This is a genomic window from Haloferax marinum (assembly GCF_009674625.1).
Taxonomy (GTDB): domain Archaea; phylum Halobacteriota; class Halobacteria; order Halobacteriales; family Haloferacaceae; genus Haloferax; species Haloferax marinum.
In genome coordinates this window covers 2306605-2327517 of sequence record NZ_WKJQ01000001.1, presented here as the reverse complement: position 1 = coordinate 2327517, position 20913 = coordinate 2306605, and the positions used below count along the sequence as shown (strand labels likewise).

Below are 20913 nucleotides of genomic sequence, written 5' to 3'. Positions count from 1 at the left end.
GGTTGTGAGAGAGCCACCGTGAAAAGTGGGTTGTGAGAGTGGTTCGAGCGTCTCCTCGAACGGTGAGCAGACGTAGAGTACTGAGAGGCCGGTTCAGAAATACGGGTGGCAGCTAGCGGGTCAGGGAGTCCGACGACTGGGTGCGTTCAGAGGTTCAACCACGCACGAGCATGAAGGTCGTCGGTCGAGTAGTAGTAAATCTCACTTCCGTCGATGACGGCGTACACGTCGATGTCCGGGTCGTAGATGACGCGCCGGTTGGTGTCGATCGCCACGTCGACGAGGTCCGCCAACGTCCGAATCGAGATGTACTGTTTTTCGGATTCGGTCGGGAACTCACCTTCCGAAATCCACTCGTCGTGTCTGCTGTGAGAGATTCGGGTCCGAAGCGCTTCGGGGTCGGTGGTGTCTTCGGTCCGGATGACGAACCCACAGAGTCCGAACGACACGAGAGCAAGCAGTGTCAGACCACCGTATTCGAGTGGGTTGGCCGGTTGTGGAACCGCCCGTTGGACTGCCGTCGAGTGTGTCTTCGAATCGGCAACCGACCCATCGAGATAGTACGCTTGCCCGGAGATGACGAACGGTGCGCTCGTCGTAATCGTCCCTTCGTACGAGTCAGTCTGGTACGTGACGTTCAGTTGGAGACGGACGCGGAACCGACCGATTCCGTCCGTCTCGGCGCGCTTCGTCTGGAGTTCGTCTCGTATCTCAGAGACGTTTATCGACCGGACCGCAACGACACTGCCGTTCGAAACACGCCGCTGTTCTTCGAGAAGCGTCTCCGCAGACCGATAAAACGGCTCGCCATCTCGAACACCGACTGTCTCCATCGTGAGTTGCTGGGAGACCGTTACGGGCTGGTCCGACGGAACGTCCGTCTGGACGTGAAACGAGAGGACCGGTGCCGCGGAGATGAAGTATGCAGACCGGTTTTCGAGGGTCTCCCCACGGTCGTACAGCGAAGACTCACCCGTGACGACGGCACTCGTCTCGACTGCCGATTCGATGGTCTGGACGTTGACCTCCTCCGAGACAGTCTGTGTCGTCGGTGTGAAGAAGATGTAGCCTGCGCCGACGAGACAGAGGATGCCTGCGACTGCGAAGAGCGCGACGAGCGGGCGCGCATGCTGTGTGACGAACAGTTCGAGACGGTCTTCAAGCGCCATTGTGGGTGAGCGTGGATGGTTCCAGACGAGGCAAAGCCATGCGAGTCGATATTGTCAACAGTCAACAAAACTTTTGTCCTAGAGTTGGGAATATCACAGCATTGAGAGTGTCAAAGGATGTCAAACGAGTCGCCAGAGCGACGTGACCGAGAGGTCGCTACGTCGACGTTCGAAGAGTGGGTCGCACAGAAAGCGAGCGAGCGAGATAGTTCTCGGGAACACGTTCTGGAACAGTTACTCGACTCGTACTGGACGCTCGAACAGATTACACAGGTGTTGGGAGAGAAGAAACACACACCGCAGACGGGCGAACAGGGAACGAACGACCACTGGGACGCAGGCGAACGACACAGGGGTGTGACCGTGACCGAATCCGAACGCAACGAGGTACTCGACACCGTCGAAGCACTCCAGACAGAACTCGAGGCAGCGTCACGTCGGCGTGCCGAGCTCTTCGAATCGGTGCAGTCACTCGCAGACAGACTGGAAGAAGTCGAAGCAACACAGGGGTCGGTCGACGAACTCGCCGAGACAGTCGAAGCGGTCAGGTCCACACTCGAAACAGAACAAGACCGTCTCCACGACCGGATGGACGACGAGTTCGACCATCTGCAGACGATTCTCGACTATCTCGTTCGGGGAGGCGACGAACGCGACACTCGGATTTCCGATATGCAGACACAGTACCGCGCAGAGATTCGACAACTCCGGGCTGAGCACGACAAACTCCGTCGAATCAAGGAAGAAGCGCGTGACCTCGGGACGTACATAGCCGACTGTGAGCAGTGTGGGGAGTCTCTCGACTTCGCACTGCTGACGACTCCGAACTGTCCGAACTGCGACCGACAGCTGACCGGTGTGAACAAAGAGACGAACTGGTTCGTCTTCACGTCGTACACGGCGACGACCAGGACAGGAGCGACTGCGTCGCCATCCCCGAAAGTACAATCAGGGTCGTCACTCGACGAACGCCCAACGACACACCGTGACGACGAGACTGAGCCGGTTGCGACGGCCAACGAAGAAAAAGAAGAAGAAGAAAAAGACGAACAATCGGCATCCAACGAGGTGAGGCCTGACGAAACCGACCGCCAGACAGATACAGGTGAGTCAAGTGGAGAGTCGGGACAACCAACGCCCCAAGATGGAGACGAGTCGGCCGGGACGTCACCGGACGAAACCGAATTTCAGTGGCTCACGTAGACCACTCGAACCCACTCACAGCGACTCGAGTGACCCATCGACGTCGTATTCCAGTATCGTATCGAACAGCGAAAAGAACGTCCGAATCGTCTGTTCGTCGTGGCGCGCTGGGTCGAGATAGAAGAGTCCCCGAGCACTCGACGCACGAATTCGTTCCTGGAGGAGGTGGACGAATCGGAAGACTCGTTCGGCATCGTCGACAGCGTCGAGGAGGCCCGACAACGTGTGAAGGCAGACGGTGCTCGGCGTCTCGGTGTCAGCCCACTCGGTCAGTACTTTCGTGGTCAGAATTCCGATTCGACGGACGTCTCGCGCCGTTGGGACGTTCAGTACTCTCACCATCTCGTCGTAGTCGTCGACGGTGTTCGAGGTAGTGTACGATTGTGCGTCGACGAGAACCTGTGAATCGACCGATTCGTGCCGAATACGTCGGAGGATTTCGCGCTGTTGCTGCAAGTGAGTATCGGCCGACACCAGCAGTTGGCGGTGATTCGTCGACCCCGGCTTCGGTGTCATCAACTGTCGACAGAGTACACGTACCATCTGGCACTCACTCGGGCCGACGAGCAAGATGGCCGCCTCGTCTTTGACGCTGTCTACGACCGCTGCTGCTTCCGAATCGAGTTCGACGTCCGCATCGAAGGGGTCGCGTTCACTGTCGTCGAACCCCCACTCTGTCGATGACTGGTCACCATCGGCGCGTTCGTTCGTGGCTGTCCGCTTGCCGCGAATCGATTGTGCGAGCTCCGAAAGCGACGTCGACTGAGACGACTCACCGGTCCCGTGCGTGTCGTCGCTAGCGATATCTCCGTGGGACTGTTCGGTTGCAACCGAGACTGATGGAACCGACTCGGCCAGCTTTGCAAGTGACGACGAGTCCCCCTCGTCGGAGTCAGACGATACGTGTGACTCCGTCTCGTCGTGTTCGTCCATAGCTGATAGAGACTGACAACGTAATTAAATCTTGGCGTGTGGACACGTCTGAGTGAGCAGATACCGGAGTACCGAGGTGTACAGCGGAATCGTGTTGCAGTTCAGTGTGGACGGTGAGCACTCTCTAGAACCGAGTCGTCGAGCGACGACGGAACACTGTCTCGTGGGGACGACCACCCCACAGTGTAAACGGAGATGGTGGGTGTAGACGAGGAGTAGAAGTTCCATTTTTTCGCAATACTATTTGCAGACACGATATTGAACCACCGCAATTTTCCACAAATATAACGGATGGTTTCGCCGCCAAGTATATTTCTATGGTTGGAGTGGGAACCAAATTCGCCCACTCATACATGAACCACAAAAAATTACATTACGGCCAGATTTGCTGACTCCATCACGGGCTCAGACAACAATCTAAGCATTCTAAAGCGTTCAAACTCGTGTTTTAGAACGAGTTCGAAGCCAAGCAGTAATTCAATAGAGAACAATACTGTCCAGCTACAAAAGTGATGTAGACGCGAGTCGAGACGTCCGACGGTTTGCAGTTGGGTGTAGGCGAGGAGACTCAGCGCTTCCCGAACCGGATACCGTCGTCGACCAGTCGGAAGTTCCGCTCACGGTCGACGTGCGGTTTCAACCAGTCGTACTCCTGGAGTTGTAAGATGAGGTCGGCCTGCAGATTCCGCCACGCGATGGCGTAAATCGGCGACTGTCCCCACGCCCGAAGTTCCGGGACGAACTCGTCGTACTTCTGGTAGTGGTCTTCGAGTCGCTCGATGGCGTCTACGACGTACTCCGCGGCCTCCGACTCTGATTCGGCGTTCGTAATCGCGCGGTTCAAGCGAGTTTCGAGGCCGTGAACGGCCTTCTGCATATCCTGTGCGGCCGCGCCATCCGACTCTGGCAACGAGTCGATGATGGGCTTCGGGACACCGAGAGAGAGTTCTTCGACAGCCATACCGTGCAGTGAGTGACCGGATAGCAAAAAGGCGGCGACGTCACTGTCCAGTGGGTGGGTTACACTCCGATGGCGACGACTGCTGAAACCATGTGGCAGTCGACGAGAAAGAGAAACGCGCCGGGGTGCCTCCGAAGGCCGTCCCAGACCTTCGGTATGGCGCGTCGGTATCTATTCAGATTCGTCGGTGGCAGTCCGTGCCCTGAGTTCGGACTCGACGAGTTCGTCGAAATCGACGCCGTCAGCTCGGTACTTCTCGCGGTTCTCGACGACGACTTCTCCCTTTCTGGTAATTTCGTACAATCCGGACTTCGGAGCGGGCCCGACTCGGTCCAAGAGTCCGTAGTCTGCGAGAATCGGCAGACGTGTGTTGATGTACGAACGGTTCTTGTCGAGGATATACGAGAGGTTTACAGCGGTGTTCCGCCTCCCATCGGAGAGCGCCTCGAGTATATCAAAGTCAGTCGGGACGGCCAACTTCATGTTAAGTTGTTTGTGTTACGTGTTAAATAAACACCCCACACTATCGTGAGGATTTGGGCGACAGCGGAGGGAACCAATCAATTCTAAACCGATACTGTGTTTCACGTGCTTCTGTGGTCGACAGCCTCACGAGCGAACCGAAGGTCTTCGATAATCTGTTCGTGGTGCTCGATCGCCTCGTCGATGTGTTGCCGTATCGCTGCCGAGTTCGACCCATCGTCCCCACGGTACTGTGTCTGTACGAGATGCATCTCGAGTGCTGCCGACGTCGCGTCGTTCGCAGCCAACAGTGCCCGAGTGATTGCCCAATCTATCGACCCGTCGTCGGGGAGCTCGTCGAGCCCCCCAGAGTCCCCCTCTTGTTCAACCATCGCACAAAATGTTTGTTCGGAATAGTATTTAAAATTAGACAATGTGGATGGTTCTTCGAGTGTACAATACTGTTCAGAGTCGCATCAGAACACTCCAGAAGCGCCGTCCAGTCCACGTCTCACCGAAGTACGACCGTGATTCGGCAGGCGGTCGAGAGGGTGAGTTACTTCTCTTCGACGTGTCGAATCTCGACGCCGATACCGCGTGTCGATTCGACCATCTCTGCACCGCTCATCTCCGCGCGGCCGATTGCGAACGCCTTGGGCCCATCGACGATGACTTCGTCGCCCGGTCGGATGTCGGTGTCTGCGTTCACGACACCCGGTGCGAGAACCGACCCGTGCGGAACGAACCCGTCGATTTCGACCGTCTTCGTCGGCGCGTCGCTGTCACGCCAGACTTTCGCCCCTTCTAGCGTGAACGAGATGACACCGTACTGCGGCACCATCGTCGCCAACTGCTCACCTTCACCGTTCCAAACTTGCAGTTTGGGGTAGCGACTCGTCATCTCCAGTTCCACGTCCTCGAAGAGTGCGTCGCCCGCGCCTGGTCCGAGTTGGTAGTCGGCGATGGCTTTCACGACGTTGTGCTCGCGTTCCTCGCGAGTGAACTTGGGTTCGCCGTCGAGCGTCCGCATCAGGTTCCCGATGGATTCGGTCGTCGTCGGGTGCTCGGAGACGGTGTACTCGACGTCGAGGTCGAGGTCGTCTGCGACCCGTTCGACGATTTCGGTGTACGCCCCTGGCGGGAGGTGGGCGATGATACGCGGGTAGTCGTTGCGGGAGAGATACCGGCGAAGCACCTCGGCGACGAACGATTTCTCGTCTTCGGACCAGTCGCCGGTGACGACCGAGTCGTAGTGCTGTGCCGGATAGGTCAGTTCCAGTTCCTGTGGGACGACGCCGATCGGCGACGTCATCGACACCATGTGTGCACGGTACTGCACCGCTTCCTGGAACTGGCGGTGGCTCTGTGACTCACTGTAGGGTTTCTTGGCAGAACACGGGAGCAAGACGAGCGGGTTGTCGAAGCGGTTCTTGTACCGCGTCGTCACGCGGTCGGCAAATCGCTGAATCTCCACGCGGTCGATAGACTCCTCGGACGCCGCCGTGAGTTCCGTATCTCGGATGACTGGAATCCGCTCTTCCATGTACGAGTACTGTTGGTCGAATCGGCGGAATGTGGCGGTCAACCACTGGTCGTGGCGGGCCTGCCCCTCGATATAGTCACGGAGGCGGCCGTCACGGATGCGTCGGCGGACGCGAGCGAGTTCCGCGCGGAGGGCGTTGACGTTGTGGTCGGCAGCGTCTCCACGAGTGAACTCCGACGCGGGTTTCTGACAGGCCGCACACGCACACGGGAATTCGTCGAGGTCCTCGAGGAAGTATTCGCCGTCGGTCGTGAGGTAGAACCCTTCGAGACCGCGTGCTCGGGCGCGTTTCTCGTCGACGAGGTCCACACCCGCGTAGACGAGAAGCGAGACGTTTCGAGGGGTTGCGACACCCGAGAGCATGAGCGCGGCGTCGCTCGGCAGGTTCTCTTTCGCCTCGATAATCTCGTCACGGAAGCCACGCGCGTGGCCGATGAATCCCTGTGCGTCCGAGAGAATGTAGGCGTCAGCACCGTAGTCCGCAGCGGTGTCGGCCGTGACGGTGGCGACAGAGGGATAGTCGACGTCTGGGTAATCCACGGAGAACGACTCGCGTACCTCGTCTGCACTCCCGGCGGGGAGCGAGCGGTGCGGGAGGACGGTCAGCACGTCTTCGGACCCGTCGGGCAGCTCGCGTTCCGCCGCCCAGAGGCTTCCGGCGTCCTCCAGTACGTCGTCCACGAGCGCCGGCGTCGTCACCGGATCGGTGAGGCGCAACTCCCCGATTCGGGCCGCGCCGTCGCGCGCGTGAACCTCGAAGTAGTCGGTCATACCGATTCGTCGGCCCCCGACGGGCAATTAACTTGCCTTCTGCGGGCGCGACTCGCCACTCCTCACTGGTCCTACACGACTTAGCCGATGGGCCACCAAGACCCGCCATGGACGCCCCTACCCCATCCGGTCCGTGGTCGCGTGACCGCGTCGACGAGTTCCTCACGACGACGACGATGCCCGTCAGGGTGTCGTGTCGAACGCCGGCGGACGACCTCTGGATGCTCTCGTTGTGGTACGAGTGGGACCCAGAGACGCCCGAACTTCGCTGTGCCACGTCTGCCGACGCCGACGTGGTCGGCTTTCTTCGCGCGTACGACGACGTCGCCTTCGAGATATCGACGAACGACCCGCCGTACCGTGGCGTCCGAGGGAGAGGCGTTGCAACGGTCGAACCAGACGACGAGAAGCGATTGCTGAAGCGACTCGTCCATCGATACCTCGGAAGCGACGACAGCACCCTCGCCCAGCGACTGCTGTCGCCCGACCGCGACGAAGTGACGATTCGGATGCGGCCCACGAAACTACACACGTGGGACTACACGAGTCGGATGCGTTCGAAAAAATGACGACAGTACATGGGCCGACAAAATGACGACAGTACATGGGCCGACAAAATGACGACAGTACATGGGCCGACAAAATGACGACGGTACACGGGCCGACAAAATAACCCCACGTAGGGGCAGGTGCCGCGCGGGGGTGGCGTCGACCCACACGGCGTACGGAAAACGGGCACTCACCCATACCGAACTGGGTGCCGTATTCAAAAGAAGATTTTCCGAACTCTCACCCAAATCTCTTCCCAGTGTTCCCCTGTCGCCGGAATAGCTGTGAGAGCTGTGTGCACAGAGAGCAACGGTCTGAGACCGCGTTATTGCGAATCGAGAAAGTCGCCGGACGAAGAGACTGATAATAAATACTTCCCGGCCCTCAGTTAGTAGTATTGCATGGCTCAATCAGACACCGATACCGGTGACGTGCATCTCAGTCTCTTTTCGTCGTACCGTGAGGACGACGAGTCGTTTCCGAGGGATACGAGCCTCAGCTTCCCTCGGCGTGACCACCTCAGGGACGACGTCCACCTGTTCAAACGCCTCATCTTCCCCCGATGCTGGAACGCCGGGGAGCTCACCGAAGACCCAGCAGCACTTCGTGAGGAAGTGAACACCCTCGCGTCGCTTTGCTACGACGGTATCGCCCCGTACACCGACGACGACCCCGCGGCTATCGTCGAATCTGTCTTCGAACGCCTCCCCGAGATTCGACTGGCGCTGAAGAAAGACGTCGAAGCGGCCTACAAAGGCGACCCTGCCGCACGAAGCTACATCGAGATTATCCGGTCGTATCCGGGGCTTCAGGCGATACTCCTCCAGCGCATCGCCCACGCCTTCTACGAGGAAGGTGCACCGGAGTACGCCCGAGAGTTGACCGAGTACGGAAAGACGGAGACCGGAATCGACATCCATCCGGGCGCAACCATTGGTGAGTACTTCTTTATCGACCACGGGACGGGCGCCGTCATCGGCGAGACGGTGACTATCGGAAACTGGGCGCGAATCTATCAAGACGTGACGCTCGGTGCCCTCCACTTCGAGGAGGAAGAAGACGACGAACACACGCTGAAGAAGGGCTACAAACGCCACCCCGACATCGGTGACAGCGTCGTCATCGGCGCGGGGAGCAAGGTTCTCGGCGCAGTCACGATTGGAGACCACGTGAGTATCGGTGCGAACTCGTGGGTGACCGAGGACGTCCCGGACCACACGAGCGTCTTCATCTCTGACCACCCGACACACGAGCGAAAGCCGAAGAAGTAACTGACCCGATTTTTAGTCGAGCGTAACCCACGCGAGAAACGCGAGCCCGAGCGTCTCGAAGACGTGAAGCAGCATCATGAGTCGCCACGCGATCGCGGGGACGTCGGTGCTGAACCATCCCGACAGTTGCGGGTCGAGGACGTACATGTAGAGTGCGAGTGCGTTCTCTGCGAGCAGAAACACGCCAAATACGAGGAGGCCGAGTGCGTGTTTCGACCGGAGCGTCAGGTAGTTCCGGGCCCAGACCGCCGACAAGCCCGCTAACACCAGCACGTTGATGGCGGCGGCGACCCGTGCGACGTCGACCCAGATACTCATTCGTCTACTAGTTTCGGCGTATCTGACATATACGCTTTCCCAAACCACACCTCACTCAGTCGATTCGTTCGAGGATGGTCTCGACAGTCTCCCAGTTCGCTCGGCACCGCGCTGACGGGAGGTAGACTGCGCCGTAGTCGTCGCCACTCCGCTGGACGACGTCGTTGTCTCGCAGCACGTCGAGGTGATGCCGAACCGTCTTGTAGTCGAGGTCGAGTGACTCGGCGAGTTGATTCGCGTTTCGTGGCTGGTCCGCGACGCTCTGGAGGATTCGAACCCGGTTTTCACCACCGCGGGTTCCAGTGAGAACGTACCAGAGGACAGCCTCCATCGTCTTCGTTGGTACGGTCGGGACGCATAAAGAACCACGAGGCACTGCGAAAACCGACCGAAAACAGGGGTCACAGAACACACCGGAACAGAGACACCGCTGCACACTCACTCGGCCACCTCGACGACGACCGAGACCGCCCCGGTTCTCTGACTTCGTCTGTCACGCTCCCGACAGTCGTCTTCGTCACCTCCGAGCGCACGGCGAAGTTTCCGATAACACGGCGTTTTTCCTCGATGAACGTGAGGGCTCTCCGTGAATCACCCGAGTGAGATATCGAGGTAGAGCATCACGATTGCACCGAGAATCGTCCCTAGCGTCGCGGTTCGTTCGAGACCACCCGTGTGGGTCTCGGGGATGATTTCGTCGCTGATGACGAACAGCATCGCGCCTGCTGCGAACCCCATCGCGTAGGGCAACAGCGCCGAGACTGTCAACACAGCATACGCCCCGAGGACTGCGAGTGGAATCTCGACGATTCCGGACCGAATCCCCGCGAGTGCAGCGTAGAACCGTCTGTCCAATCCTGCGTTGATAGCGGCGACCGACACTGCAAGCCCCTCGGGGACGTTCTGGATGCCGATTGCGAGCATCAGCGGAATCGCCGTCGAGAGGTCACCACTGCCGAACCCGACGCCGACAGCGAGTCCTTCGGGCATGTTGTGGAGCGTAATCGCGAGGATGAACAGCACGACGCCGGCGAGTTTTTCGTCGTCTACCGGTGACTCTTCGGGCGGGTTCGCGGCGTCTGTTCTGCGACGGCCAGAGAGGAGATAGTGAGCGTGCGGGACGAGCGCGTCAGCGCGGTCCAAAAAGAGCGCACCGAGTGTCATCCCGAACAGCACTGGGACCGGGTTTCCGTTCGAATACGTCTCGATTCCGGGGATGATGAGACTCGTGAAACTCGCGGCCAGCATCACACCTGCCGCGAACCCGAGCGCACCGTTCAGTGCTCGTTCGGACGGGTTCCGCCAGACGAAGACGAGCGAGGCACCCAGTAGGTTGAATCCTGCGATGACGATGCCGCCGACGAGGCCCTGGATAACCGGGTCCATCCCAACCAGTCGGGTGAACAACTCTGCTACCACGGTTCGTCCCCGCCGTCTTCACACATAGTCGTACGAGTGATATGACAGCCGTAATCGTATTTAATACTGAGGAGTCGGCACACCGCCCACGTCGAGACCGGCGACAGGTCCCGAGGCGTCTACTCGTCTGTCGAGACGTCGGAGGCAGCGGCGTCTGCCAACATCTCGGTCACTTCGGTGAGTGACTCCACGTCGACGGAGTCGGGGACGAGGTCCAGCGCCGACTCGGGCCAGTCGTCGTGTGCGAGCGTGAACGTCGTGTCGGGATTCTCTTCGGCCAGTCGAGCGACGCCACGAGCGGCCTGTTCGTAGGCGTCTCGGTCGAGTCGGTCGGGGACCTCTGCCGTCAGTGGATACGTCTCCGAGAGCGCACGCGGGAAGGGGCCGAACGGCGGGACGACACGCCACGCCGCGTCGAACTCGTCACCAGACGGAATCCCGCCTTCTGTCAGGAGCACGTTGCCCTCGGCGGTCAGGCGGTCCATTCGGTCGTGGTGACGGGCGACTTCGGGTCGGTACGCGCTCTCGTTCGAGACGTAGAAGAACGCGCCTTTCGACGCGGGGTCTTCGCGTTCGAGTTGGTCGGTGTGGTCGAGGAGCGCGCGGAAACCGTCGAGCATCGCCGGATGTGACCTGGCACGTTCTTCGACGAGTTCCATCAGGTCGCCGTCGCGGATTGCCTGTTTGATGCGCCGGAGTTCGGCGAACGTGACGTGGAGGTTGTGTTCGGCGAGCAGTTTCTCCTGTCGTTTGTCGCCTTTCGCCCGGAGGTCGTCGGGCGAGTACTCGGTACAGATTGGGCAGGTACACGGGAGATAGTCGAGGTCTTCGAGATGTTCGGTCCCCCGAACCGTCAGATACCGGCCGTCGCGGGCGTACAGCGCGTAGGCGGCCGAGTCGAACAGGTCACACCCGAGTGCGACGGCGAGCGCGAGCATCATCGGGTGACCCGCACCGAAGAGGTGGACGGGAGCGTCCACGCCGAGGCCGCGTTTCGCGGCGGCGACGGCGTCGACCATGTCGCCGTAGCGGTAGGCGTTCATCATCGGGACGACCGCACCCACTGGGAACACGTCGAGGTCGGATTCGTACGCGTGTCGGCCGGCCTCCTCGCGGAGGTCAGGGTAGGTCGACCCCTGCACGGGGGCGTTGACGAGCATCTCACCCGTGTCGACTGCTTCGGCGTCGGCGATGGCTTGTTTCGTGATTTCGAGGTCGTCTTCGGCCTGTTGACGGTCGACGTCCGGCGGCGTCGGGATGTCCACTGGCGTGGCGATGTCCGTGCCGATGTCGTGTTGGAACTGGAGAATCTCCTCGGTCGTCGTGTCGATTTCGCCGTATTCGGCGAGTTGGAACGACCCGGAGTCGGTCATAATCGCACCGTCGAAGTCGAGCATCTCGTGGAGTCCCACGTCGAGGGCCTCCTCGCGGAGATGGTCGTTCTTCTTGATGATGTAAGAGTTCGTGATGAGAATCTCCGCACCGAACTCGGATTCGAGTCGTGCAGGTGATACCGTGTCGATGTTCGGGTTGACGACCGGCAGGAGGGCCGGTGTCTCGACGGTGACCCCCGCGCGAGGGACGGTCAAGCGGCCGATTCGGCCGGCGAGGTCCCCGTCGCGGATTTCGAAGTGGTCGCGCATGGTTGGCGTTCCGTGAGCGCGGCGGTAAGGGTTGCGTTCGCGTGCGGTGGCTTCGTGGACGACCCCGAGGGAGATGTATCCGAAGCGTCGTCATTCGACATTCGACCGGTCGACGAGTCCGACATCGACAACGTCGACGTGTTCGTCGGGGCACCACCGGGAAGCGACGACGAGCGGACCATCTCCGAGTTCTTCGATATCGACTCCTGAACGACGGGTGACGGCTGTCTGCCTGCTCAGAACAGGAGACCAGTCGGCACGCTCCCAGGATTCGCCTCCGCGAACTTGAACGCGATGTAGGCGATGGTAAACAGCGTCGCGTTGTACGCCCCGTGGATGAGTGCAGGCACGACGAGGTTGTCCGTGAGTTCGTACGCCGTCCCGAAGACGAGACTCGGGAACAAGAGGATACCAATCGTCACGAGTCGCGCACTCGCGCCGCCAGTGAGTGCGACGTAGTGAATCGCCGCGAAGATTGCGCTGGCGAGGATGATTCCCGGAACCGGACCGAACGACTCGCGGATGCGGTTCTGGACGACACCGCGGAACAGCAGTTCCTCGCCGGGACCGATGAGGAGGAACGACGCCGGGACGAGCAGTAAGAGCACCTCCGGGTCCTGTGCTGCGATTTCGGTCACTTGATTCGACCCCGCTTCGACGCCAATCGTCTGGACGAGGAGTGCACCGACGAACGCCGCGCCGAGCGCGGTCACGTATCCGAGGATGACTGCCGCGAGGTCACGGAGTGATGGGAGCGAGATACCGAAGTAGTCCCGGTCGAGACCGCGAAACGTCACGTACCCGAGGGCGACTCCGCCGAAGGCGATGCCTTGGAGGAGGATGAGCGAGGTGACGATGAGTGACAGCGGAGTCAGTTCGATGCCGGCGCTCAGGGCCGCCAACTGGGTGATGACGACGAGTATCGTCCCGACGAGGAGGCCACCCCCACCGAGGAGGAGGGCGGCGACGAGAGACCGAACCGAGTCAGAGAGTCGCGTCGTAGTAGCCACAGGTGAATCGTAGGTACGCCTCCGTCAAAACCCTTCTCGCCTCAGAAGGCACTCTCGCCGATTACCCGTCGGCGAGTTCGTAGTAGAGGACACCGAGGACGGTTCGAGCGTCTCGAATCTCACCAGCGAGGACTGCCTGTCGCAACTCGTCGTATCCGACAGTCGTCGGGCGGATACTCTCGTTGAAGTCGAGATTCTGGTCCGCGCCCGGTTCGCAGTCACGGGCGACGAAGTAGTGGTGGACCGAGTTCGCGATACCGTTCGCGGGTTCGACGGTCACGAGCGGTTCGACCGACTCGGCCTCGTACCCAGTCTCCTCTGTGAGTTCTCGACGTGCGGCAGCGGCGTAGTCGTCGTCACCGTCTTCGGTCCCGCCGGCAGGAAGTCCACGGTTCGTCCGCCCGACTGCCTGTCGCCACTCGTCGATGACGACCACCTCACCACCGGGAGTGAACGGAAGGACGACGACGGCCGGCGGTTCGTCCACGTAGTGGAAGTCCGTCTCCGTCCCGTCGGGGAGTCGCACGTCGTCCATTCGAACGTCGAATCCGGGGCACGAGTAGTCGATTCGGGAGTCGGTCGTCTCCCACGAGAGGTCGTCGTCACTCATGGACAGACGTGGCGGTGGTGGCCGCAAAAACGTCGCGGTCGGAATCCGCTCACTCTCGGCGACGGGGTGACCAACTGACCACGTCGCGGACGAACAGTCCGACGCCGACACCCATCGTGCCGAGTCCGAAGAGGATGCTCACGAGGTAGCCCTCGGTGAACCAGTATGGCAACGGATAACTCGAACGGAGGGTGGTGAGAAGCGGCGAGACGACGGGCACGTCGATAGTTCCGGTGGCGACGATTTCCGACCCATCAGACCGAGGCGCACCCACCAACTCCCCAACCGGGAGGCGGTCTGCTTCGTAGGGGATGTAGTCGGTCTCCCTACTCCAGATGGCGCTGCCGGTTCTGTTGACCTCGAGGATGCGCCGATTCGCCGAATCGGTGACGAGTGTGTTTCCGTTCGGCAACCGGTCGGCGTCTCGGGGCCAGAGGAGGTCCACTCCGCTGGCACTCTCGACTGTCCACGCGACTTCCCACACACCGGACTCGTTCTCGTGGAGTTCGACGATACGGTGGTTCCCGCTGTCAGCGACGAGAACCGCGCCCTCACCCAACCACTGCGGGTTGTGTTGATGTCGCAGCAAGGTGGGGTCGCCCGTGCCGTCGCCGTCGGTGTCTTCGTTTATCACGTCGACGACGCCAGACCCGCGTTCGACGACGAGTAACTGGTTCGCGTTGCGAACCGAGACGAGATACCGGTTCTCGCCGATAACGTCCACGTCGTTGATGTGGAGCCAGTCGACCTTCGTTGGGTCCGCCGGGGCGTCGTAGTACGACGAGGCGTTCCACTGCCACGTCACCTCGCCATCTCGAACCGTAAAGACTCGCTCGTGTTCCATGTCGGCGACGAGCATTTCGCCCGAGTCGAGCGGTTCCACGTCGTGAACTTCGCTGTTCCGAACTGTCCGCACGGGGAAGCTCCACTCTTCGACAGTCGCCGGTCCGCCCTCGTGTTCGGGGTCGACGATGCGATAGCCAGTACGCGAACACGGAGCGGCGTAGGGGCCGCAGTCGTCGTACCCGCCATCGGCGAACACCGCAAGGATGCGGCCGTCCCTCAGTCTCGTCACGTCGAAGTAACTATTCGAGTCAGAGAGTCGCCACGAGACCGTGTCGTTCGAGACGAGGTAGACGCTCCCGTAACTGTGCAGTCCTGGTCCGCCACCCTGTGAACCGACGAGTGTCTGATTTTCAGGTGCGGCCCCACCAAAACTGGCGGCCGAAACGCCGATATCTGGGGCGAGCGCCGCGCCGACGACGAGCGTCGCGACGACGATGCCAGCACCGAGGAGAACGACGAAAACACCAGTTCGTCCTCCCGACTCGTTGTTCATCAGTATCACTTGGCAATATCTCGACAAAAGCGTTCGGGAATCCCCTTCGGTCTCTTACTTCAACGAATTTACCGTTCAGTGATATGTGGCGGACTCTCCGTCAGGCCACGTCGCCGAGCGAAATCTGCTGGAGGTCTACTTCTAACTCCTCGACGTAGTCGTTGTACGCCTCCACGAACGCGGGGAACTCGGCGGCGAGTTCCCGAACGTCGGGTGCCGACGGGGGTTCGTACTGCGAGAGCAGGTAGATTCCACCTTCGCCACCGACGCGGAGGTACGACACCTGCGGGCCATCCCACTTCAACTCCCATCGAGTGCCACCGACTCGTTGGGCGAACGTCCCGTACTCGCCGTCGAAGCGGTTGAGTTCGCCCGCAATCGTGTTCGAAACCTCACGAATCGTCTCGACGAGTCGGTCCCGGTCGGCGACGATGGTCTCTGTCGTGGTGACGTCGGGGAACTCGGTCGGGACGTCGTCGAGGACACCGTCGAGTCCCTCGACGTGGTCGTTGTACGCTTCGACGAACGCCGGATAGTCCTGCATCGCCGTCGCCAACGGTTTCGGTTCGGGTGGTTGCTTGGTCGAGACGACGTACGTCTCACCTCCCGACTTGCCTTTGAATCGGAGATACTGCAACGCGCCTGCCTCGTACTTTAGCGTCCACTTTCCACGGCGGGTCTTGAACGTCTCCTGTCCGTAGTCGCCGCCCTGCAGGATGGCGAGTTCGCGCGCAATCGTCCCCGCGTGGGACTGGACTGCCGACACGACTTCGTCACGGTTGGCGGCGACGTCGTCGACGCTCGTCACGTCGAACGGGAGGGCCTCGGTCATTATCGACCCGTCTCCTCGTGGGGTGATAAGCGCGTCCGTCGAAATGTTGACATTGGGTGAACATGTGTGTGGCACATGAGCACACAGACACGGACAGTCCGGGGAACCATCGGGGGAATGGCGTCGCGGGCGAACCCAGCGTTCGCTAGCGGTATCGTGGCCATCTCGGTGGTCGCACTCGCGTATGCACTCACCGTCGGAACGCTGCAACAACACACCTTCGTTCACGTGATGGCGGGCCTCCTCTGGACCGGGACCGACCTCTTTCTCGGCGCGATTCTCGGGCCGGTCATCGGCGGCCTCACGAAAGAACAGAGTGCGGCGGTGTTCGAGCGACTCACCCCGAAGACGGCGTTCTTCTTGCCGTCTATGGCGCTGGTCACGATTGCTGGTGGGATTACCCTCGCACAGCGCCTCGGCGTGTTCCCCCACGCCGAACCGTGGCTCGCACTCTTCACGGCCGTGAATCTGATTCCGATCCTCTTGCTCCTCGGCTGGCGCCTGAACGCGTGGTCCGACCGGCGCTGGCAACTGGCCTTCGTCGTCGCAACGGTCGGGTCGCTCGCGTGGGTCGCAACGACCATCGGTCAGTTCCAGATGACGACGCCCGCAATCGTCGTCGCCCTCGGCATCGTCACCATCCTCTCGGTCCAGGGCTTTGGATTCCTCATGCCAGGTGAGATTCGGATGTACTTCGAGATGATTTCGGACGACCCAGACCCCAGTGTCATCTCTGCAATCGGGCAACAGAACGCCAAGCTCGGCGGCGTGCAAGGCCTGTTCCAACTCGTCCTCATCGCGGACATGGTGTACCTTCGATACGGCGGGTTCTGACGGAGTCTCAGCCGAGTCACACCGTTGCACCGCAAAATCGCCGAGTCCCTATCGACGAAACCGCTGACTTACGCCGGTCGTCGTTCGAAGACGCGCAACGTGTCGCGTTCACCGCGCTCGACGTCGACCTGGTCGAATCCGAACTGCGTGAAGACGCGTTCCCAGTCGCGGTAGTAGAGTGGGAAGTCGTACTCGTGTTCGTTCACACCTCGTTCGTCCGGGGGGACACGCTCGTCGCCTTCGTTCTCGACGGTGACCAACAGTTCACTCGTCGCGCGTGCGACTTCTTCGAAGACCCACTCGTCGTCGGGGTGGATGTGCTGGAGCGTCTCGATAGAGTAGGTCACGTCGAACTGGCCGTCGTTGAACTCGGTGACGACGTCTTCGATCGCGTCGGCGTAGAACGTGCCGTCGGCCGCGAGGCCAGGATACGCCTCTGCCATCACCTCGAACGAGTCGGCGTTGATATCGATGCCGTGGAGGTTCTCGAACCCGTGGTCACGGAGATGTGCGAGATGTCGACCCGGTCCGCACCCGAGTTCGAGAACCGCCGCTTCTGTCTCTACGCGTGCTTCGAACTGACGGCGAATCGCAGTACTCGTCTCGTTCGGCCCGTAGTACGCGTAGTACTCTGGCGAAAACTCTCCCGACCGGTCTTCCCACGCGCGACGGACATCGTTAGCATCCACGGCTACCGGACGGTCCGAACACGGGTAAACTCTCGTTGTGCTCGGTGGCAGATTCCACAGAATAGAAGTTCTGATTCCCAAGGATTCGCCCGAATCGCTGACGAACCACTAGGTGAGCGCGCAGATAAGTGGCGCAGTGGAGACAAACGTCTACAGTACCGCCCAAAACAAAATAAGATGTTAACTAAAACGTACCCATGACAAAACAACCCTCACAAGTCTTATCCGTAAAGGGCCTGTTTGTCCAAAAGCAATGGCGAAAGGAAACGTTGATTTCTTCAACGACACTGGCGGCTACGGTTTCATTTCGACGGACGATGCTGACGACGACGTGTTCTTCCACATGGAAGACATCGGCGGCCCGGACCTCGAAGAAGGCACGGACGTGGAGTTCGACATCGAGCAGGCCCCCAAGGGCCCGCGCGCGACGAACCTCACCCGACTTTAAACTAATTTAGTACGCCGCGTTTCGCGGCAGAACGATACTTTTCACTTTTACGCGACTCGACCGGCGAGCGACGCGACTCGTCTCGAAGTGACAGGCAGACAGACGAGTCGTTACTTCGACGATAAGACCGAGTTCTGGTGTCCCAGAGCGACGTCGAGAACGCTGTACCGTCGGTGACGACCATCTGAATTACAGTATCTCGAGACGACGGTCGACCAGCGCGATCGGTTTATCGCCGGGCCGTTTCACGGTCGAATCGGTGACGACTTCGGAGACACGTCACTTCTCCTCCGCGAAGCCGAAATAGTCGTTTCGGGGGAGCCGTCTATCGCGGTACACCTACCGAGACACTGTCTCGAGACCGGGAAAGAAGCGCAGCAGTCTGACGGGAATAGAGCCGCGACACGGTGATACCGAGAGCGAGCGATGGTAGGTGGCTCAGAGTTTGTTCGCGTCCTGTGCTTGTTCGGAGCGCCGCCGCGCCTGCTCGAGTCGTCGGTCTGCTGCCGACGACAGGTCAGCAGGGAGCACAGACTGGGCCTCTGCGAGTCGCTCTGCGACCGTCTCGAGTCGGGACGAGACGATTTCGAGACTCTCGTCTGCCTGCCCTCGGTTCCCCGCTTCGGCGCGTTCGGCGGCCCGGCGAGCGGCCTCGGCGACTGCAGCGAGTGCCTGTGTGAGTCCCCGAACGGCGTTCTGTGACCCATCGCTGCCGTCTCGTTGGTCACTACTCGTCTCCTCGTCGTCGTCTGTCACCGCCGCGACCTGCGACCCCGTTTCGTCTGCAACGTCCGCGATGAACGTCGCCAGTGAGGCTTTCCCCGTGTGTGGGCGGTCGATTCGGACGCCACCCGAGTCTGGGTCGACAGCAGGGTCCGGATTCACGCGGAACGCACCGACCTCGTCGTCGGTATCGCGAACCTCGACGGTGTACGCACCCTCCCGATGGACGTAGACTGCGTCAGGGCCCGACAGTGGTGCGTCGTACAACGGCCCCGCGAAGTCGTCTTCGAGACCGAGGTCGGTGAGCGTACTGTCGGCGCCCTCGGCATCGACTTCCAGTTTGAGTGCCGACTCGCGGGCGACGAGCGGAATCGTTCCCCCGACACCCGCCGTGACGAGACCGTTCTCGGCACCGACCTCGCTCGGCCCGTCGGACGCCTCGCCCACAGAAACCTGCTCGCTGTGCGGTGCAAGACCTGCCCCATTGACGGTGAGGCGGTGGTCACCCGCTGGAACGTCCTGAACGACACCGATTCCGCCGAACGTCGGCACCGCCTCGGGGTCGCTCTCCAGCAACAACACCGACTCGACGGTCGACTCTCGTGTGGTCAACCCTTCACCGTCCGGCGCGTCGCCGGACGTAATCGCCTCGGTCACCCGTACGACGATGGTGTTGACCGTCGATGGTTCGGTGATGACCTCGTATCGCTCGGCCAGCGCGAGTCGGTGATTCGGTTCGGAGATGTCCGCTGCCGGGTTCTGGTACCGAGACTGCTTCCACGGGGTACTCGTGGTCGTGATGTGGCCCGCGATTGCGTCTTCAGCGAACGCCGGCACAGAAAACTCGAAACTCAGTTGTGGTCCGGTGAACGCCGTGATGTGTTCGACTTCGCTCGTCGGGACGAGTGCGTACGCGACGTCGGCGTCGGCGTTGGCGTCGGCGTCGGTGTTAGCGTCGGCGTCGGCGTTGGCGTCGGTGTCGGCGTCGGCGTCAGCATCGGCGTCGCGCTCTTCGAAGTCGAAGACGAGTCCAGTCGCGCGCGCCGGGATTTCAGTCGGTGGTGACGACAGCGCGTCGAACGACCGGACGGTCAACGCCTCGTCGACGAGGTCGGTCTGTTCGACCGAGGGGAGTCGGTCGTCGTCGTATATCGGGACGCCGTCTAACTCCGGGACGACGTAGGGTAAGGTCGCGCCCTCGTCGCGGGGGAGCCCATAGGCGATTGGAATCTCTGCGATGTCCTCGATACGCTCGATAGAACTGTTGGTGATGTCCGCGAACGTTCCCTCGGACGCGAATCGTTGGAATCGGTCGAGACTGTCGTTGACCGACAGCGCACTCGAGTGCGACCCCAGTTCCGAGAGAATGCGCGGTACTCGGTCGGGGTCCGGGTCGAGAAACTCGTTGTTCGGTACCCGCCGCGAGTGCGAACTGGCGACGTACAGTTGTGGAACGGCCGTCGATGGGTCGTCCCCTTCGTCGACGTCGACGAAGACGTGGAGGACTTCCCAGTCGTGCCAGTGGAAGTTCGTCGTGAACTGGTCGAACACCGAGTAGAACCAGTACTGCACCACGGCGAGCGGCGAGTTCTCGTACTGGACGACGTGGTAGAACACCGTCGGGTCTGGTGCCTCTTCGCCCGTCTCCGTTTTCCGCTCGTGATAGCCGTCGAATGCGTCGAACCCGTCGACGATGGTCTCGCCGTCGCGGTCGCTCTCGTACGGTCGCGGGTCGGTCGGGAACCACGGTTCGTACTCGTCGAAGTACAGGGTCGGCGCGAACTGGGCGGCGAGTTCGCGGGCGAACTCGTCTTCGACGCCAGTCGTGTCGTCGTCGTCGCTACTTTGGACGGCCGAACACCCCGCGAGCGACCCGACTCCGGCGGTTGCCAGCGCACTGAGCACGGTCCGGCGGTCTACGATGGGGTCTCTCATCGCATCACCGCTGGCCAGTCAGTACGGCGACTGACCGTTTGCCAGCACTGCTGTCTGCGGGACTCGTGACGCGATACGGGTATGCCATACGAGGTTCAGCGGAGGGCGGCAGATAGCTTTTGTGCCGTGGGGTTGTCGAGTGGTGGGGACAAAATCCAGACATTACGTCCCCCCTCACCGACACTCGAACTCGTCCCTTCACCGAGGTGTTGCAGTAGTCCCTCACGTTTCGGAGGGTGCTTGTATCGAAC

General features: G+C 60.8%; 22 protein-coding genes. 6 read left to right on the top strand and 16 right to left on the bottom strand.

The window, feature by feature from the left end; all coding sequences use genetic code 11:
- Window positions 1-146: 146 nt before the first annotated feature.
- Entirely contained in the window at window positions 147-1169 is a 1023-nt protein-coding gene (locus GJR99_RS11740; protein ID WP_151112366.1) for a DUF5305 domain-containing protein, read from the bottom strand.
- Window positions 1170-1286: 117 nt separating this feature from the next.
- Between GJR99_RS11740 and GJR99_RS11735 the strand changes: the two genes are divergently transcribed.
- The gene (locus GJR99_RS11735) at window positions 1287-2372 is read left to right on the top strand and encodes a hypothetical protein (RefSeq protein ID WP_151112364.1); all 1086 of its coding nucleotides are present in this window, start codon (window positions 1287-1289) and stop codon (window positions 2370-2372) included.
- 15 nt (window positions 2373-2387) lie between these two features.
- On the opposite strand, the gene GJR99_RS11730 is transcribed toward GJR99_RS11735, so the two are convergent.
- The 5 genes from GJR99_RS11730 to arcS form a co-directional block, all read right to left on the bottom strand.
- Window positions 2388-3305 (bottom strand): DUF7504 family protein, encoded by a 918-nt coding sequence (locus GJR99_RS11730; RefSeq protein WP_151112362.1) that lies wholly within the window; start codon window positions 3303-3305, stop codon window positions 2388-2390.
- A gap of 568 nt (window positions 3306-3873) precedes the next feature.
- A complete protein-coding gene (locus GJR99_RS11725; protein WP_151112360.1) occupies window positions 3874-4266 on the bottom strand; it encodes a hypothetical protein in 393 nt (130 codons plus the stop codon).
- A gap of 171 nt (window positions 4267-4437) precedes the next feature.
- Complete coding sequence (locus GJR99_RS11720) at window positions 4438-4749, bottom strand: helix-turn-helix domain-containing protein (RefSeq protein ID WP_151112358.1); 312 nt, start codon at window positions 4747-4749, stop codon at window positions 4438-4440.
- Window positions 4750-4850: 101 nt separating this feature from the next.
- Window positions 4851-5120, bottom strand: a complete 270-nt coding sequence (locus GJR99_RS11715; RefSeq protein WP_151112356.1) for a hypothetical protein — start codon at window positions 5118-5120, stop codon at window positions 4851-4853.
- A gap of 164 nt (window positions 5121-5284) precedes the next feature.
- A complete protein-coding gene (gene arcS / locus GJR99_RS11710) occupies window positions 5285-7042 on the bottom strand; it encodes an archaeosine synthase subunit alpha (protein ID WP_151112354.1) in 1758 nt (585 codons plus the stop codon).
- 107 nt (window positions 7043-7149) lie between these two features.
- Between arcS and GJR99_RS11705 the strand changes: the two genes are divergently transcribed.
- Together GJR99_RS11705 and epsC are read left to right on the top strand one after the other, a co-directional pair.
- Entirely contained in the window at window positions 7150-7611 is a 462-nt protein-coding gene (locus GJR99_RS11705) for a pyridoxamine 5'-phosphate oxidase family protein (RefSeq protein ID WP_151112351.1), read from the top strand.
- 381 nt (window positions 7612-7992) lie between these two features.
- The gene (gene epsC, locus GJR99_RS11700; protein WP_151112349.1) at window positions 7993-8862 is read left to right on the top strand and encodes a serine O-acetyltransferase EpsC; all 870 of its coding nucleotides are present in this window, start codon (window positions 7993-7995) and stop codon (window positions 8860-8862) included.
- Window positions 8863-8874: 12 nt separating this feature from the next.
- Here the strand turns inward: epsC and GJR99_RS11695 are convergent, their stop codons facing one another.
- The 4 genes from GJR99_RS11695 to tgtA all read right to left on the bottom strand — a co-directional run bounded on the left by GJR99_RS11695 (window position 8875) and on the right by tgtA (window position 12242).
- Complete coding sequence (locus tag GJR99_RS11695; protein WP_151112347.1) at window positions 8875-9180, bottom strand: hypothetical protein; 306 nt, start codon at window positions 9178-9180, stop codon at window positions 8875-8877.
- Between the two features lie 55 nt (window positions 9181-9235).
- The gene (locus GJR99_RS11690) at window positions 9236-9511 is read right to left on the bottom strand and encodes an ArsR/SmtB family transcription factor (protein WP_151112345.1); all 276 of its coding nucleotides are present in this window, start codon (window positions 9509-9511) and stop codon (window positions 9236-9238) included.
- Window positions 9512-9771: 260 nt separating this feature from the next.
- Window positions 9772-10566, bottom strand: a complete 795-nt coding sequence (locus GJR99_RS11685; RefSeq protein WP_151113947.1) for a ZIP family metal transporter — start codon at window positions 10564-10566, stop codon at window positions 9772-9774.
- 152 nt (window positions 10567-10718) lie between these two features.
- Window positions 10719-12242, bottom strand: a complete 1524-nt coding sequence (gene tgtA, locus GJR99_RS11680) for a tRNA guanosine(15) transglycosylase TgtA (protein WP_151112343.1) — start codon at window positions 12240-12242, stop codon at window positions 10719-10721.
- 12 nt (window positions 12243-12254) lie between these two features.
- On the opposite strand from tgtA, the gene GJR99_RS11675 reads away from it, so the two are divergent.
- Entirely contained in the window at window positions 12255-12452 is a 198-nt protein-coding gene (locus GJR99_RS11675; RefSeq protein ID WP_151112341.1) for a hypothetical protein, read from the top strand.
- 26 nt (window positions 12453-12478) lie between these two features.
- Here GJR99_RS11675 and GJR99_RS11670 read toward each other — a convergent pair whose 3' ends face one another.
- From GJR99_RS11670 to GJR99_RS11655, 4 genes are all read right to left on the bottom strand, one after another.
- The gene (locus GJR99_RS11670) at window positions 12479-13252 is read right to left on the bottom strand and encodes a CPBP family intramembrane glutamic endopeptidase (protein WP_151112339.1); all 774 of its coding nucleotides are present in this window, start codon (window positions 13250-13252) and stop codon (window positions 12479-12481) included.
- 61 nt (window positions 13253-13313) lie between these two features.
- Window positions 13314-13862: an NUDIX hydrolase gene (locus GJR99_RS11665; protein ID WP_151112337.1), complete on the bottom strand. Its 549-nt coding sequence runs from the start codon at window positions 13860-13862 to the stop codon at window positions 13314-13316.
- Window positions 13863-13911: 49 nt separating this feature from the next.
- Window positions 13912-15201 (bottom strand): hypothetical protein, encoded by a 1290-nt coding sequence (locus GJR99_RS11660; protein ID WP_151112335.1) that lies wholly within the window; start codon window positions 15199-15201, stop codon window positions 13912-13914.
- 100 nt (window positions 15202-15301) lie between these two features.
- A complete protein-coding gene (locus tag GJR99_RS11655) occupies window positions 15302-16033 on the bottom strand; it encodes a hypothetical protein (protein ID WP_151112333.1) in 732 nt (243 codons plus the stop codon).
- Window positions 16034-16150: 117 nt separating this feature from the next.
- Here GJR99_RS11655 and GJR99_RS11650 point away from each other — a divergent pair, with 117 nt between their 5' ends.
- Entirely contained in the window at window positions 16151-16867 is a 717-nt protein-coding gene (locus GJR99_RS11650) for a hypothetical protein (protein ID WP_151113946.1), read from the top strand.
- A 68-nt stretch (window positions 16868-16935) separates the two neighbouring features.
- Here the strand turns inward: GJR99_RS11650 and GJR99_RS11645 are convergent, their stop codons facing one another.
- Complete coding sequence (locus GJR99_RS11645) at window positions 16936-17556, bottom strand: class I SAM-dependent methyltransferase (protein WP_151112331.1); 621 nt, start codon at window positions 17554-17556, stop codon at window positions 16936-16938.
- Window positions 17557-17809: 253 nt separating this feature from the next.
- Here GJR99_RS11645 and GJR99_RS11640 point away from each other — a divergent pair, with 253 nt between their 5' ends.
- Window positions 17810-18004 (top strand): cold-shock protein, encoded by a 195-nt coding sequence (locus GJR99_RS11640; protein ID WP_004041873.1) that lies wholly within the window; start codon window positions 17810-17812, stop codon window positions 18002-18004.
- Between the two features lie 438 nt (window positions 18005-18442).
- On the opposite strand, the gene GJR99_RS11635 is transcribed toward GJR99_RS11640, so the two are convergent.
- Entirely contained in the window at window positions 18443-20662 is a 2220-nt protein-coding gene (locus GJR99_RS11635) for a hypothetical protein (RefSeq protein WP_151112329.1), read from the bottom strand.
- Window positions 20663-20913: the final 251 nt, after the last annotated feature.